This window comes from Rhodanobacter soli, assembly GCF_040548735.1.
Classification (GTDB): Bacteria; Pseudomonadota; Gammaproteobacteria; order Xanthomonadales; family Rhodanobacteraceae; genus Rhodanobacter; species Rhodanobacter soli_A.
In genome coordinates this window covers 501531-516419 of the sequence record NZ_JBEPSD010000003.1, presented here as the reverse complement: position 1 = coordinate 516419, position 14889 = coordinate 501531, and the positions used below count along the sequence as shown (strand labels likewise).

Below are 14889 nucleotides of genomic sequence, written 5' to 3'. Positions count from 1 at the left end.
GTTATTCGCGGTAAGGCCCCATCAGGTCGGGATCGACCTCAGGGGTTGGCGCTGCCGGTGGTGTCTCGCCCTGCGCCGCGGCTTGCTTCAGCTGGTAGACGTAGGCCAGGACCTGGGCCACCGCCACATACAGTGCGGCGGGAATTTCCCGACCCAGTTCAGTCGTTGCATACAAGGCGCGTGCCAACGGCGGCGCCTCGACCAGGGGGATGCGATGCGAGCCCGCCACCAGGCGGATCTGCTGAGCCAGCACGTCGACGCCCTTGGCGATCACCCGCGGCGCGCCCATGCGGCCGTCGTCGTAGCGCAGGGCCACAGCAAAGTGGGTTGGGTTGACCACCACCACGTCGGCCTGGGGCAGTTCCTCCATCATTCGCCGGCGCGCCTGCGCCTGCTGCACCTGCCTAATGCGCCCCTTCATCTCGGGGTTGCCTTCGCTTTCCTTCATCTCGTCCTTGATCTCCTGCTTGGTCATGCGCAGGTTCTTGGCGTGGTCGAATTTCTGGTAGAGGGCGTCGATGCCACCGATCAGCGCCAGCATCGAGCCGAACCACAGCGCGGCGCGGCCGAGCAGGCCGATCGACTGCGCTATCCCGGCCATGACCGAGCCGCGGCCGGTGGCCTGCAACTCGCCCTGCCAGTGCCGCAGCAGCAGGCCAAGCACCGCACCGATGAACAGCAACTTCAGCAGCGCCTTGCCCAGCTCGACCAGACCGCGCATCGCGAAAATCTTGCCCAGCCCCTTGATCGGATCGAGCCGCTCGAACTTCGGCTGCAGCGCCTGCGCGCTGAAATTCAGCCCGCCCAGCAGCAGCGGCGCGGCCAGGGTGGCCAGCATCGTCGCCACCGCCACCGGCGCGAACAGCATGAGCGCCTCGTGCATCGCCGCGTGCAGCGCGCGCCCCGGCAGCGCATCGGTGAACAGCGCCTCGCGCGAATAGCCCAGGCCCAGCGAGAAGATCTGCCGGGCATGCAGGAACGCGCTCTCGCCGCTGTTCATCAACGCGGCCACGCCAGCCAGCACCACCATCGCGCCGGACAGGTCGCGTGATCGCGGAACCTCACCCTTCTCGCGGGATTCGCGCTGCTTCTTTTCGGTAGGTTGTTCGGTTTTTTCCTGGTCGCTGTCGTCGGACATCGCAGTCAGCCCCCCAGCAACTGGCGCATCAGCGACCAGGCGTCATCCTGCAACGCCTCGAAGGCGCCCGGCAGGCTGCGCAGCGCCAGCCACAAGGCGATGAAGCCCAGCGACACGGTGATCGGGAAGCCCACCGCAAACAGGTTCATCGATGGCGCCGCGCGGCTGATCGCGGCAAAGCCGATGTTCACCACCAGCAGCGAGGTCATCGCCGGCAAGGCAACGCGCACGGCGCCGGCAAACAGCTCCGCCGCGAAGCCGACCACCGCGTGCAGGCCGTTGGCGTTGATCGCCGGCACACCCGGCGGCAGGCTGTGGAAGCTGTCGGCAAGCAGCGCGATGAGGCGCAAATGGCCGTCCATCGCGAGGAACAGCAAGGTCACCAGCAGCAGGTAGAACTGGCTCAGCACATTCGAACTGCCGCCGGCCTGCGGATTGACCACCTCGGCAAAACCCAGGCTCATGCTCTGCCCCACCAGCTCGCCGCCGAACGACACCGCCTCGAACACCAGCTTCAGCACGAACCCCACCGCCGCGCCGATCAGCACTTGCCCGGCCATCGTCGCCACGCCGTCGCCGCTGAGCGGGTCGATCGTCACCGGCGCCAGCGGTGCCAGCACCAGCGACAGCACCACCACCACGCCGATGCGGATACGCGCCGAAACCACCGTCGCACTGAACACCGGCGCCACCAGGCACAGCCCGCTCACCCTGCCGATCGCCCAGAACAGGCTGCCAAGCCACAGCGGCAACTGCGCCAGGTCCAGCGCCGTCATCTGACCGCGCCCGGCAGGCTTTCGATCAGCTGCGTGGTGTACTGCACCAGCAGGCGCAGCATCCACGGCCCGGCGATCAGCGCCACCAGCGCCATCGCGATCAGCTTGGGGATGAAGGAGAGGGTCATCTCGTTGATCTGCGTGGCCGCCTGGATCACGCCCACCAGCAGGCCCACCGCCAACGCGGTCAGCAGCAGCGGCGCGGCCACCAGCATCGCCACGTACAGCGCGTGCTGACCGATCTCCATGATGGACTCGGGGGTCATGCGAACGTACCTTCGTTGCGGTTCACCGAAGGAATGGCGAAGGGCGCCTCCCCTCCTGTTCCCGTAGGAGCGCACTCCATGCGCGATGCTCTTGCTCTTACCGCATTTAAAGCGAAGAACCTCAGGGGCAAGAGCTTTCGTCCTCCTGCGGAGGCCGAGTTACTTCTCTTTTGCTTGTCCAAAAGAGAAGTAACCAAGAGAAAACGACACCCCGCTTGGCGCTTGCCGGGCATCCTGCCCGGCAAGTCCGTGAGCCGGGGCCGGGCTTTTCGAACGGGCATCCTGCCCGTGCGAAAAGGAACCGACATCCCTGTCGGTTCCCGCTGCGCGGCCTGTCGACCCCGACTCACCGCCGCACAAGGGACCCCGGGTAGAGCAGCGGGCCATCCTGGCCCGCACTCGGTGGAAAGCCGAAAAGCAAAGAGCGAAAGCCACAGCAAAGCGGTGCTTTGCTCTGACTTCGCTTCTGCTCTTGATCCGGCTCCTTCGAAGAGTGCGCGCCGGGAGCGCGCTGCTCTACCCGGGGCCCCTATGGCGCGGCGGGTGGGCGAAGGAAAGCCCGCAGGGTGGCCGGCAAGGATGCCGGCCAGTTTTTCGCCAGCACAGGATGTGCTGTCGAAAAACCCCGTAGCCCACCCGCGCACCCGGAGGGCAGGATGCCCGCAGGGCGCGCCATCGGGGTGGCCTTTCTCTTGGGTTACTTTCTCTTTGGCCACGCAAAGAGAAAGTAACTCGGCTGCCGAAGGCAGACGAAAGCTCTTGCTCTGAAGGCCCTGCCCCCGGCCAAGCAAGAGCATCGAGCGCAAGCGCGCTCCTACAGCTGCGGTGGAGCGAAAATCCCTGGCGGCCAGCCGGAGCGCGGTCACGTGTAGAAACTCCCCGCCAGCGTGCCGAGCAGCAGCGTCCAGCCGTCCACCAGCACGAACAGCATGATCTTGAACGGTAGCGAGATGATCATCGGCGAGACCATCATCATGCCCATCGACATCAACACGCTGGCCACCACCAGGTCGATGATCAGGAACGGGATGAACAGCAGGAAGCCCATCTGGAACGCGGTCTTCAGCTCGCTGGTGAGGAACGCCGGCATCGCCACCTTGAACGGCACGTCGGCCTTGCCCGCGTAGGGCTTTTCGCCGGCCAGCCGGGTGAACAGCGCCAGGTCGGCCTCGCGCGTCTGGTCGAGCATGAACTGCTTGAACGGCGCCGAGGCCGCCGGCAGCGCCTGCTCGGCGGCGAGCTGGCCGTCCATATAAGGCTTCACACCGTCGGCGTAGGCGCGGTTGAGCACCGGCGACATCACGAACAGGGTGAGGAACAACGCCAGCCCCAGCAGCACCTGGTTCGGCGGGGTCGATTGCGTGCCCAGCGCCTGGCGCAGGAAACCGAGCACGATGATGATGCGGGTGAACGAGGTCATCATCAGCGCGATCGCCGGCAGCAGCGTCAGCGCCGTCATCAGCGCCAGTACCTGCAGCGACAGCGTCCAGCTCTGGCCGCCACCGGGCACGTTCTGCACGTTGACCAGCGGAATGCCCGGCGGCGGCGCCGCCAGTGCCGCCAGCGGCAACAGCAGCAGCGACCCGGCGACGATCCAGCGCCACGTCTTCATGCGCTGCGCTTCCAGCGTGCCAGCAGTTCGCCGAACGCGGGCAGCGGCGGAGCGGCAGGTTGTTCGATCGCGACAGGTTCGGCCGGCGCGCCGTCGTAGACGTGCAGCGTGCGCATGCCGCCCGGCCCCATGCCGATCAGCAGGCGCTTGCCATCGGCATCGAGCAGCAGCAGTCGCTCGCGCGCGCCCACCGCAAACGTCTCCACGCAACGGATGCGCCGTCCGGCCACGCCATGGCGGCGCTGCATCCGCCGGGTGAGCCAGCCGGCCGCCAGGATCAGCCCGATGATGCCCAGCAGGCTCAGCACCACGCGCACGAGTTCGCCGGCGGCATTGAATTCCGGCACGGCCGCCGGCGCGGCGGCAAGCATGAGGGCCAGGGTGCCCATCAGCGCAGCTTGCGCACGCGTTCGGCCGGACTGATCACGTCAGTCAGGCGGATGCCGAACTTCTCGTTGATCACCACCACCTCGCCGTGCGCCACCAGGGTGCCGTTGACGAACACGTCCAGCGGCTCGCCGGCGGCACGGTCGAGCTCCACCACCGAGCCCTGGTTCAGCTGCAGCAGGTTGCGGATGCTGATTCGGGTGCGCCCGACTTCCATGGCCAGGGTCACCGGCACGTCGAGGATCATGTCGAGGTTGACCTCGCCGCCATCCGCGGCGACGCCGTGCAGGGGATCAAGTTCGACGCGGGAGGCGGTGTCGGCGAACGCGCTATCGCTGTGCTGGCTCATGCGGGATTCTTCTCTGGGAAATGGTCGCCGGCCGAGCGTCTTTCGCGGCGACCGGCCTGGACATGGAAACGTACGGCGTTGCAGCCGTTGGACTGGCCGTAACGGCCGCGGAATACCGGCACGTCCTCGGCATAGACGGTGGCCAGTTCCGGCAGTTGCACCGGGATCACGTCGCCGGGGCGCAGGCGCAGGAACTCGCCCAGGCTCAGCTGCGCCTCGAGCAGCAGCGAGCTCAGGCCCACTTCCGCATCGAGCACCTCTTCCTGCAGCAACTCGGCCCAGCGATCGTCGCGGTCGACCCGGTCGCTCTGCACACCGGCGTCGAGCAGCGTGCGGATCGGCTCGACCATCGCGTAGGGCAAGGTCAGGTGGATCTCGCCGCCGCCGCCGTCGAGTTCGACGTGGAAGCGCGACACCACCACCGTCTCGGTCGGGCTGACGATGTTGGCGAACTGCGGGTTGATCTCGGAGTTCTGGTAATCGAACTGCAGTTCCAGCACCGGAGCCCACGCTTCGGTCATCGCACCGAACAGTTCTTCCAGCATGATCTGGATCACGCGGTTCTCGGTGGCAGTGAAGTCGCGGCCCTCGATGCGGGCGTGAAAGCGCCCATCGCCGCCGAAGAAGTTGTCGATCACGGTGAACACCAGGCGCGGCTCGAACACCACCAACGCGGTGCCGCGCAGCGGCTTGATGCGCACCAGGTTCAGGTTGCTCGGCACCGCCAGGCTGTGCACGTATTCGGCGAACTTGACCATCTTCACGCCCAGCACCGAGACCTCGCAGGTCTTGCGCAGCACGTTGAAGATCGCCGCGCGGAAAAACCGCGCGAAACGGTCATTGACCATTTCCAGCGTGGGCAGGCGTCCCCGCACGATGCGGTCCTGCTGGGTGAAGTCGTACGTGATCACCGCATCGCTCGGCAACGGCTCGTCGCCGCCGGTGGCCACCGCGCCACCGCTTACGCCATCCAGCAGCGCGTCGATTTCGTCCTGGGAAAGCAGATCGCTCATGCGCGCGGCGTCCCTTACTGCATCACGAAACTGGTGAAGTACAACGCGTCGATGCCGGGGCGGCCGAGCCGCGCACGGACGATCTTGCGCACCGCGGCGAGCGCCTCGCCCTGGAGCTTCTGGCGCCCGGCGGCATCGCTGATGATCGTGAAGTCCTGGTTGCTGAACAGCGCCACCAGCGCATCGCGGATCACCGGGTCGGCAGCCTTGGCCACCTCGATCGCCGCGGGGTCGTGCGACATCAGGGTGACCCCGACCTGCAGGTAGCGCAGCGATTCGGCATCGCGGAAATTCACCACGAAAGCCGGGTCCAGCGGCAGGTAGAGTTCGACGCCCACAACCTTCGGCGTCGACTTGCCGGCCCCGGCCGGCACGGACTGGCCTGACTGCCAGGCATAGCCGCCGATGCCCAGCGCCAGCAGCAGAACCGCCGACACCGCGATCACCGGCAACTTGCGGCTCTTGCGCTCCGGCGGGGTGTCGACCACCTCACCGGTTTGTCCGTCATCGACCATGGAAACCTCGATCTGCAATGATTGAAAGGCACGCACGCTGGCGCGCTCACCATTGCAAAAGCAAACCGCGTGCCATCGGCGGGAAACGTTGTCCCGGCTTGGTTTGCAGCCGGCGAAATCCGTTTGCGGCGCTTTCTTGACGCCTGCCAAGGCGTCGTCGCGACGCGATCACGGCGGGGTCTTCCGTCAGCGCGAAACCATCTCCCGCCCCGCCGACACGGGAACGGGAAAACGACCGGCCATGCCACGCAGCCGGCGGCGAGGTGTTCCGTGCGGACTCAGGCGAACGCGTCGAGCAGGCCGACCTTGCCCAGCGACACGGGCAAGCCGCCATGGACGTCACCGATCTCGTCCACCGCGGCCATACCGCCATCTCCGGCATGGCCGCGGCGGTCGCCGCGATCGTGCTGGCCGACTTCGGTGTGGCCGAGCGAAAGGCCGTGCCGCGCCAGCATCTGGTCCAGCTGCGGCAGGCTCTGCTGCACGGCCGAGACCGCCGCGGGGTGTTGCGCGCTGAACACCACGTCGACACGCCCTTGCGTCACGCTGACGCTCACGTCGAGCGAGCCCAGTTCCTCGGGGTGCAAGCGGATCCGCGCCTGCTTGATGTTCTGTCCGCCCAGCCAGGCCACCTGCTGCCCCAGGTCCTGGGCGAACGACTGGCTCCCGGGCGGCGACGGCAGCTGCAGCTGATGCGCTGCCACCGGCGCGGTGGCAGCGGCGGGAGCGGGCAGCGCAGCAGCCAGCCCGCGTCCCTCCGATGAATCCTTGTCGGCAGCGGTCGACGCCGGCAACACGGCATGGGCCATCGCCAGCATGCTGGCCGCCACCGGCATGGTGTTGACGGGCGCGGCGGCCGCACTGCCTGCTGCACCGAGCTGGAGCATGGCGGCAGCCCTGGCGTCGCTGGCCACGGTCTTGCCCGCCTGCGCCAGCGCTCCGGCGACTGCCGCGGCTCCGCCGGCGACAGGAGGCAAGCCCGCAACCGACGATCCCAGCAGGGCGAGCATGGCGCCTGCCATGGCGGAGGCCGGCTGGTCGTCCGGTTCGCTCTTGTCCGCCTTGTCCGCCGGCTCGCCCGCCACCGGCATGACCGCCTCGGCCGCCTGTGCGGTCGCCGGTGGTGCCGGTGGCGATGCCGGCACGACGCCCGGATCGGCCGGCGGTGCGGAATCCGCTGGCGGCTTGAGCGGTGGCTGCGCTGTCGGCAGGTGCCTGCGGTCGTCCTGATCGTTCGATGCGTCGTTCGTGCTTCTGGCGTCATGCCGTTGCCGTGCGGCATGCAACTGGCTGTCGAATCCGCCCGGCGTGCCGGCGCCGTCGCGCGTCTCGGCGGCTGCGGCGGGTCGCGACCCGGCCGTCGCGGCGACGCTGGATGCGGTAACGGGTGCGGAAGCGGTCATGGCGGAGACAATCCTTCAGGCAATGAATGCGTGCGGCTGGCCGCTGCATGTGCGGCGAGACCGCGCGATCCGGAGGGACAACGACAAGGCGGCCGCGGTCTTCATCGCTGCCGCCGGTATTGCATGCGTTCGTCGACCTCGGCCTGCTCGTGGCGGTCCGCGGCGCGGCGTTCTTCTTCGCGGTGCTGTGCGACCACGCTGTCCAGCGCGCTTTCGCGGGCGTGCGCACGCCGCCAGTGATCGCGCACCTGCGCCAACTGACGGCTCTGCCGGGCCACCTCGGCCTCCTGCTGCAGGATCGCCCGGTCGATCCGTTCCACGAATTGCTGCCGGTTGAGCAGCGCCGCCACGCTCTGCGCGCCATCACCGCCCGCCGCATACTCCTGCCGATAGCGCTGTAGTTCGCTGAGCTGGTGCTCGGCCCTGGCCAGCAGTTGCTGCTGCGTCGCCAGCTGCGCCAGCGCATCCTCGCTGCGCTGCCGGGCCTGCTCCACCGCCGGCTGCAGTTGCTGCGCACGCGAGTTCATCCGGCCACCTGCCCGGCGAGGGCATCAAGTTTTTCGATCGCCACTTCAAGCGCCATCGGCTCGTCCACTTCCTGCTGCAGGAAAGCGCGCAGCTGCGGCCACATCTCGATCGCCTGGTCGACCTGCGGATCGGAACCCTTCTGGTACGCGCCCACCGCGATCAGGTCGCGTTGCTGGCGATAGGCGGAATAGACCTGGCGGAAACGCTGCGCCGCGCGCAAGTGTTCGCGCGTCACCACCGCCGGCATCACGCGGCTGATCGATGCCTCGATGTCGATGGCCGGGTAATGGCCGGCTTCGGCGAGATCGCGCGACAGCACGATATGGCCGTCCAGAATCGCGCGTGCCGCGTCGGCAATCGGGTCGTGGCGATAATCGTCGCCCTCGGTAAGCACGGTGTAGAACGCGGTGATCGAGCCGCGCCCGTCGGCGTCGTTGCCGGCGCGCTCGACCAGGGCCGGCATCATCGCGAACACCGACGGCGGGTAACCCTTGGTCGCCGGCGGCTCGCCGATCGCCAGCGCGATCTCGCGCTGCGCCTGCGCATAGCGGGTCAGCGAATCCATCAGCAGCAGCACGCGCTGGCCGCGGTCGCGAAACCACTCGGCGATCGCGGTGGCGTACTGCGCGCCGCGCAGGCGCTTGAGCGGCGGCGCATCGGCCGGCGCCGCGACGATCACCGCGCGCCGCCGCCCTTCCTCGCCCAGCGTGTGTTCGACGAATTCCTTCACTTCACGGCCGCGTTCGCCGATCAGGCCGACCACCACCACGTCGGCGTTGGTGTAGCGGGTCATCATGCCGAGCAGGGTCGACTTGCCGACACCGGAACCGGCGAACAGGCCCAGCCGCTGGCCGCGGCCGACGGTAAGCAGCGCGTTGATCGCACGCACGCCGACGTCCAGCGGCGCGTCGATCGGCTTGCGTGCCATCGGGTTGATCGGTTCGCGCTTGAGCGCGGCGTGTTCGTCCGACTCCAGCGGACCGAACCCGTCCAGCGGCACGCCATCGGCACCGACCACCCGGCCCAGCAAGCCCATGCCGACCGGCAGGCCGCCGCTGCGCGCGTACGGGCGGACCCGCGCATTCGGCAGCACGCCATGCATGTCGCCCACCGGCATAAGCAGCAGGCGCTCATCGGCAAAGCCGACCACTTCGGTCTCGAGCGTGGCGCCGTCGGCCGTATCGACCAGGCAGCGCGCACCCAGCGCGGCCTCGCAACCTTCCGCCTCCAGCGTCAGGCCGACCACGCGGCGCAGGCTGCCTTCCACCACCAGCGTGCGCCCGCCTTCGGCACGGTCGCTGCAGCGCGCCAGCTGCTGTTGCCAGCGCGTCTGCCGGGCGGCGTTGACGGCGTCGATGCTCATGCGCCGGCCACTCCGTCATCGGCATCCTCGCCCAGCACGGCGTCGATCATTGCCGCCAGGCGGGTTTCCACCCGCGCGTCCAGTCGCGAGCGTTCGCTCTCCAGACGGCAGTCGCCGCGGTTCAGTGAGGGATCGGCCAGCAGTTGCCAATGGCCTTCGACGGCGCCCGATTCGCGCAGCAAGGCCAGGTCGGCCGGGTGCAGGTGCACTCGCAATTCGCGCGTGGCGGCCGGCAAGGCGGTGGCGGCCTGGCGCACCGCCTGGATGACCAGCGCAGGTGACAACTGCAGCTCATGCGCGATCACCCGCTGCGCCACGACCATGGCCAGGCGCGCCAGCTCCTGCCCGGTCTGCTCGTCGAGCACCTGCAACGGACGCGCCGCCGCGTCATACAGTGCGTCGAGCTCGGCCATGCGCTGTTGCAGCTGCTGCTGCGCCGCCGCCAATCCTTCGGCGCGGCCCGCCGCATAACCTTCCTCGCGCGCCTGCTGCTCGAGCGCCGCCAGCTCGCGCACGGTCGGTTGCGGCGGCGTGTTGGCCGCCTTCGACGCGGTCGACTGGACGCCCACGTTGGGCAGCTCCCAGCGCTGGAAATCCGCTGCCGCGTTGTGGGTCGTAGCGGTCATCAGACGTATTCATCCCCGCCGGAAGCGAGGCTGAGCTGCCCGGCATCGGAAAGCTTGCGGGCGATGGTCAGCACTTCCTTCTGCGCCGCATCGACCTCGCTCAGGCGCACCGGCCCCTTCACCTCGAGGTCGTCGCGCATCATGTCGGCGGCGCGCTTGGACATGTTGGCGAAAATCTTCTCGCGCACCTCCGGCTCGGCGCCCTTCAGCGCCGTGATCAGGGTTCCCGACGGCACTTCGCGCAGCAGGGTCTGCATGCCGCGGTCGTCCAGTTCGGCCAGATCCTCGAACACAAACATCAGGTCCTCGATGCGTCCGCCCAGGGCCTCGTCCAGGCTGCGGATCGCCGTCATCAATTCGGTCTCGCGGCTGGTTTCCATCGCGTTGAGGATGTCGGCGGCGGCCTTCAGCCCGCCGACGTTGGCGGACTTGAGTTTCTTGGTGTTGCCGGAGAACTGGCGCTCCATGATCTCGTCCAGCTCGTTCAGCGCATGCGGCTGCACGCCGTCGAGCGTGGCGATGCGCATCACCGCGTCGGAGCGGACGCGCGGCGGCAGGTAGCCGATCACCTCGGCGGCCTGGTCCGGCTCCAGGTGCGCCAGCACCAGCGCGATGATCTGCGGATGTTCCTGGTTGATCATCTCGGCGATGGCGCGGCTCTCCATCCACTTGAGCGACTCCAGCCCCTTGCTGCTGCGGCCGAGCAGGATGCGGTCGATCAACCCGCCGGCCTTGTTCTCGCCCAGCGCATTGACCAGGATCTTGCGAATGTATTCCTCGGTGCCGACGCCCAGCGAGGTCTGCCGGCCCATGTCTTCGTTGAGCTTGACCAGCGCGTGCTCGACATGTTCGCGCGATACGCTGCTGAGCGCCGCCATCGCCGTGCCGACCGCCTGCACGTCGCGGGCACTGAGGTGCTTGAGCACTTCGGCGGCGTCCTGCTCACCCAGCGTCAGCAGCAGGATTGCCGCACGCTGCGCACCATTGATGGGCGCATCGGAACGATTAATTGCCATCTTCGCTCACCCAGTTCTTCACGACTTGCGCCACCTGTTTGGAGTTTTCGCCGACCATCCGCCGTGCCTGGCCGACGCGTTGTTCATACGAGAGCGTCGGTATGACACCGCTCAGTCGGGCCGGCTCGTTGGCTGCCGGATCGTCGTCGACGCGCACCGAGATCTGCGGCATCGGCGACGGCAGCGCGCGCGCCGCCGTTTCGCCGCGCAGCAATCCCTTCAGCAGCGGGCGCAGCAGGCCGAACGCCACCAGCAGCGCGATCAGCACGCCGATCCCCTGCTTGATCAGGTCCATCACGCCCGGTCGTCCCCACAGCGGGGTTTCGGGCAACGCATCGAGCGCCGGGCCGCGCTGGAATGCCTGGTTGACCACGCTGACGCTGTCGCCGCGGGCCGCATCGAAGCCCACGGCGTTCTTGGTCAGGTCGGTCAGGTGCTGCAGCTCCTGCGCACTGAACGGCACGGCCTTGGGCGCTGCCGCCGCATCGTCGGCCGGATCGCCCGGCTTGTCGGGACTGACCAGTTTGTCGTCCAGCACCACCGCCACGGTAAGCCGGGCCAGCCGCCCGGCCGGATCGCTGACATGGCTGATGGTGCGATCGAGCTCGTAGTTGCGGGTGGCGCTGCTGGAGCTCTCGCCCGGGCTGGCGGCCGCCGCCGTGGCCGTCGCGGCCGCCGTCTTGCCGGCGTCCGGCTTGGCCGCCGTGGGTTGCGCGACCATGGTCGGCGGCTGGTTGCTGAGCGCGCCGGGCACGCCACCGACAGCGGCCTCCGCGCCGTGCTGCTCGCTGCTGGTCTGCTCGCTGCGCAGCGCCGGATGTTCGTGGCCGAACGTCTCGGTGGCTTTCTCGGTCCGGCTGAAATCCAGGTCGGCATGCACCTGCGCATGCACCCGGCCGGGGCCGACCAGCGGCATCAACAGCTCCTCGATGCGCTGTGCGTAGGTGTTCTCGATTCGCGTGGCGATGCGCAGGCGGTTGTCGCCTATCGCTCCCGGGCTTTCCGGATCGGTGGTCAGCAACTGGCCCTGCTGGTCGATCACGGAAACCTGGCCCGCTTCCAGGTTCGGCACGCTGGCCGCCACCAGGTGCACGATCGCCGCCACCTGGCCAGCATCGAGCTGGCGGCCCGGATACAGGGTGACCAGCACCGACGCGCTGGCTTCCCGGTTGTCGCGGATGAACGCGGAGGGCTTCGGCAGCGCCAGGTGCACGCGCGCCGCGCGCACCGACTGCAGTCCGCCGATGGTTGCACCCAGATCGGCTTCCAGCAGTTGCTGGTAGCGGGTGCGCTCGGCCAGGTCGCTCATGCCGAACGGCGAGTCGGTGGCCGGCAGCGCGCTGCTGGCCGCGCTGCCCTGGGGCAGGCCTTTCGCGGCCAGCTTCAGTCGCAGGGCAGCCAGGTCGGCGGCCGGCGCCATGATCGACGAGCCGTCGCTGCTCAGCTGGTAAGGCGTATTGCCCGCCTGCAATTCCTGCGTGATCGCCGAGGCGTCCTTCTGTTCCAGGCCGGCATACAGCAGCCCGTAGTTCGGGCCGCGCGACCACAGCACCACGGCCACGCCCAGCGCCACGGCTGCAGCCACCGCCACCAGCAGCACGAGCTGCCGCGTCGCCGGGTTGCGCGCGAGCTGTTTGAAGGGGTCCAGGCGCGAACCGTTGTCTCCGGTCGTCGCGATGGCGTTGTCTGCCATGGTGCTGCTCTTGGGCTAGGGGGCGAAGTCGGATCGACGCGTGCGCGTCAGACCGGCATGTTCATGATTTCCTTGTACGCATCGACCAGCTTGTTGCGCACCTCGACCATGGTGCGCAGCGAGAGGTCGGCCTTCTGCACCGCGATCATCGTGCGACCGAGGTCTGCACCGGGATCGCCGCGTTCGAAACTCGCGGCCATGCGGCCGGCTTCCATCTGGCTGCGGCCCACGGCGGAAATGGATTGTTTGAGAACGTCGGAAAAATCGGCTTGCCCGCCGACGGGCGCCGGCTTGAATGCGGTTTCCGGCGGGCGCACTTGCGCCGTCATCTGACGCATCTGGGAAAGCAGGTTGTTGACGTCGATGGTGCTCATGTCGATTGACCCCTGACTCATGACGGAATCCCGGCGCGTGACGGGTTTACCAGGGACAAAAGCACGAGCCGTGCCACGTGCTGATCCGGCGCCCCCTTCCCGGCATCGCCATTGCCGGCGCTATGCCGCCAGGCTGCTTTGCAACCCGTACTTGCGCAGCTTCTCCACCAGGGTGGTGCGCTGCATGTGCAGCAGGCGCGCCGCATGCGCCACCACGCCGCCGGTGGCATCGAGGGCCTGACGGATCAGCCCCACTTCGATGTCGGCCAGGTGATCCTTCAGGTCCAGGCCATGCTCGGGCAGGATGCGCAGCGATTCGGCTACCGGCTGCACGCCAGCCTCGCTCGCCGGCAACTCGTCCTCCATCAGTGCCAGCAAGGCCGCGCCGTGCACTTCGTCGCCGACCTGCTGGTCGCGATATTTCTTCGGCAGGTCGCTGCCGCGTACCTCGCCGTGCGGGAACAGGATCGCCATGCGTTCGACCAGGTTGGAAAGCTCGCGCACGTTGCCCGGCCAGGCATGCGCGCGCAGCGCCTGCATCGCGCCGGCACTGAAGCGCACTACGCCCAGCCCGCGGCGGGCGAGACGCTGGTTGAACTCGCCGATCAGGATCGGCAGGTCCTCCAGCCGCTCGCGCAGCGACGGCAGCTCGAGCGGGAACACGCTGAGGCGATAGAACAGGTCCTCGCGGAAGCGGTCGCTGGCGATCGACTGCTCCAGGTTGCGGTGCGTGGCGGCAATGATGCGCACGTCGCAGCGCAGGGTCTTGCTGCCGCCCACCCGCTCGTAGGCGCGTTCCTGCAGCACGCGCAACAGCTTCACCTGCATCGGCAGGCTCATGTCGCCGACCTCGTCGAGGAACAGGGTGCCGCCTTCGGCCATTTCGAAACGGCCCTTGCGCGCACTGATCGCGCCGGTGAAGGAGCCCTTCTCGTGGCCGAACAGCTCGCTCTCCAGCAACTCCGCCGGAATCGCCCCGCAGTTGATCGCCACGAAGGGCTTGTCCCGGCGCGGCGAATGCTCGTGGATCGCACGCGCCACCATTTCCTTGCCGGTGCCCGATTCGCCCAGCACCAGCACGGTGGAATCGAATGGCGCGACCTGGCGGATCAAGCCGTTGACGCGGACCATCGGCGCCGAGTTGCCGACAAAGCGCAGGCCACTGGACTGGCCGCCGAGCAGGCGCGCATAGATGTTGCGCATGGCCTCGGCCATCTTCTCGTAGCGCAACGGGAACGTGAGGGTCGCCACCCGCGCGGCAAACGGCGACGCCGGCGCGCTGAAGCGTTCGACCCAGGGCGAGTCGCTGGCCAGTAGCACCGGAACGTGCGACGCGGCGGCACCCAGCAGGGCCAGCTGGCGCTCCGCCTCGGCGGCATCGTCGACGCTGCCGATGTATACCGCGCGCCAGGCATGGGTGGATTCGTCCATCTCGCGGCAGGCAATGCCATGCTGCGGCCGGTAGCCAAGGAAGTTGAGCGCCGAGAGCACGGAATCCACGCGTGTTTCGTCGGATTCGATGACCAGGAAGTCGAATTTCTGCATCGCTTTCTCCTTACCACACTGCTTGTTTGGCGGCCCCATGCTTCCGTTGGAACCGCTTTTTCATCGATGCCGGGTTTCCGTTGCCGGCCTGATGAACCATGAGCAATAAGGAGGCCAATTTTTCAGGCCGTCGCGACGGCAAAACGTCACCTGTCGGAAAAGCAGACGCTGCCACGCCGGCGAACATGCGCCGGCGTGTCCTGTAACTGCATGAAACATGAACCGTTTACCGGATATCCGCAGCGTGACCCTGCGCGCGTGCCAGGTGTGACCGGCGTCCAGGGA

Annotated in this window: 16 protein-coding genes; all 16 read right to left on the bottom strand. The window is 67.9% G+C overall.

What is annotated here, in order from left to right; translation table 11 throughout:
* Nucleotide 1: 1 nt before the first annotated feature.
* The gene (gene flhB / locus ABIE04_RS16320) at nt 2-1138 is read right to left on the bottom strand and encodes a flagellar biosynthesis protein FlhB (RefSeq protein WP_354552621.1); all 1137 of its coding nucleotides are present in this window, start codon (nt 1136-1138) and stop codon (nt 2-4) included.
* A 5-nt stretch (nt 1139-1143) separates the two neighbouring features.
* Nucleotides 1144-1914 carry a flagellar biosynthetic protein FliR gene (gene fliR / locus ABIE04_RS16315; RefSeq protein WP_354552619.1) on the bottom strand — a complete coding sequence of 257 codons (771 nt, stop codon included), beginning with the start codon at nt 1912-1914 and terminating at the stop codon, nt 1144-1146.
* A complete protein-coding gene (gene fliQ / locus ABIE04_RS16310) occupies nt 1911-2180 on the bottom strand; it encodes a flagellar biosynthesis protein FliQ (RefSeq protein WP_007506969.1) in 270 nt (89 codons plus the stop codon). The genes fliR and fliQ overlap by 4 nt, the downstream gene beginning before the upstream one ends.
* 862 nt (nt 2181-3042) lie before the next feature.
* Nucleotides 3043-3792 carry a flagellar type III secretion system pore protein FliP gene (fliP, locus tag ABIE04_RS16305; protein ID WP_354552616.1) on the bottom strand — a complete coding sequence of 250 codons (750 nt, stop codon included), beginning with the start codon at nt 3790-3792 and terminating at the stop codon, nt 3043-3045.
* Nucleotides 3789-4181: a FliO/MopB family protein gene (locus ABIE04_RS16300; protein ID WP_354552613.1), complete on the bottom strand. Its 393-nt coding sequence runs from the start codon at nt 4179-4181 to the stop codon at nt 3789-3791. The genes fliP and ABIE04_RS16300 overlap by 4 nt, the downstream gene beginning before the upstream one ends.
* The gene (fliN, locus tag ABIE04_RS16295) at nt 4181-4528 is read right to left on the bottom strand and encodes a flagellar motor switch protein FliN (protein WP_056390448.1); all 348 of its coding nucleotides are present in this window, start codon (nt 4526-4528) and stop codon (nt 4181-4183) included. Before fliN ends, ABIE04_RS16300 begins: the two co-directional genes overlap by 1 nt.
* The gene (gene fliM / locus ABIE04_RS16290; RefSeq protein ID WP_354552611.1) at nt 4525-5541 is read right to left on the bottom strand and encodes a flagellar motor switch protein FliM; all 1017 of its coding nucleotides are present in this window, start codon (nt 5539-5541) and stop codon (nt 4525-4527) included. Before fliM ends, fliN begins: the two co-directional genes overlap by 4 nt.
* A gap of 14 nt (nt 5542-5555) precedes the next feature.
* Entirely contained in the window at nt 5556-6056 is a 501-nt protein-coding gene (locus tag ABIE04_RS16285) for a flagellar basal body-associated FliL family protein (protein ID WP_354552609.1), read from the bottom strand.
* Nucleotides 6057-6334: 278 nt separating this feature from the next.
* Nucleotides 6335-7459 (bottom strand): flagellar hook-length control protein FliK, encoded by a 1125-nt coding sequence (locus ABIE04_RS16280; RefSeq protein ID WP_354552607.1) that lies wholly within the window; start codon nt 7457-7459, stop codon nt 6335-6337.
* Between the two features lie 101 nt (nt 7460-7560).
* The gene (fliJ, locus tag ABIE04_RS16275; protein ID WP_354552605.1) at nt 7561-7986 is read right to left on the bottom strand and encodes a flagellar export protein FliJ; all 426 of its coding nucleotides are present in this window, start codon (nt 7984-7986) and stop codon (nt 7561-7563) included.
* Entirely contained in the window at nt 7983-9350 is a 1368-nt protein-coding gene (gene fliI / locus ABIE04_RS16270; protein WP_354552603.1) for a flagellar protein export ATPase FliI, read from the bottom strand. The genes fliJ and fliI overlap by 4 nt, the downstream gene beginning before the upstream one ends.
* Nucleotides 9347-9976 carry a FliH/SctL family protein gene (locus ABIE04_RS16265; RefSeq protein ID WP_354552601.1) on the bottom strand — a complete coding sequence of 210 codons (630 nt, stop codon included), beginning with the start codon at nt 9974-9976 and terminating at the stop codon, nt 9347-9349. The genes fliI and ABIE04_RS16265 overlap by 4 nt, the downstream gene beginning before the upstream one ends.
* Entirely contained in the window at nt 9976-10965 is a 990-nt protein-coding gene (gene fliG, locus ABIE04_RS16260) for a flagellar motor switch protein FliG (RefSeq protein ID WP_354552787.1), read from the bottom strand. The genes ABIE04_RS16265 and fliG overlap by 1 nt, the downstream gene beginning before the upstream one ends.
* A 16-nt stretch (nt 10966-10981) precedes the next feature.
* Nucleotides 10982-12685 (bottom strand): flagellar basal-body MS-ring/collar protein FliF, encoded by a 1704-nt coding sequence (fliF, locus tag ABIE04_RS16255; RefSeq protein ID WP_354552599.1) that lies wholly within the window; start codon nt 12683-12685, stop codon nt 10982-10984.
* Nucleotides 12686-12732: 47 nt separating this feature from the next.
* A complete protein-coding gene (gene fliE / locus ABIE04_RS16250) occupies nt 12733-13059 on the bottom strand; it encodes a flagellar hook-basal body complex protein FliE (protein WP_354552594.1) in 327 nt (108 codons plus the stop codon).
* Between the two features lie 120 nt (nt 13060-13179).
* Nucleotides 13180-14604, bottom strand: a complete 1425-nt coding sequence (locus ABIE04_RS16245; RefSeq protein WP_354552592.1) for a sigma-54 dependent transcriptional regulator — start codon at nt 14602-14604, stop codon at nt 13180-13182.
* Nucleotides 14605-14889 lie beyond the last annotated feature (285 nt).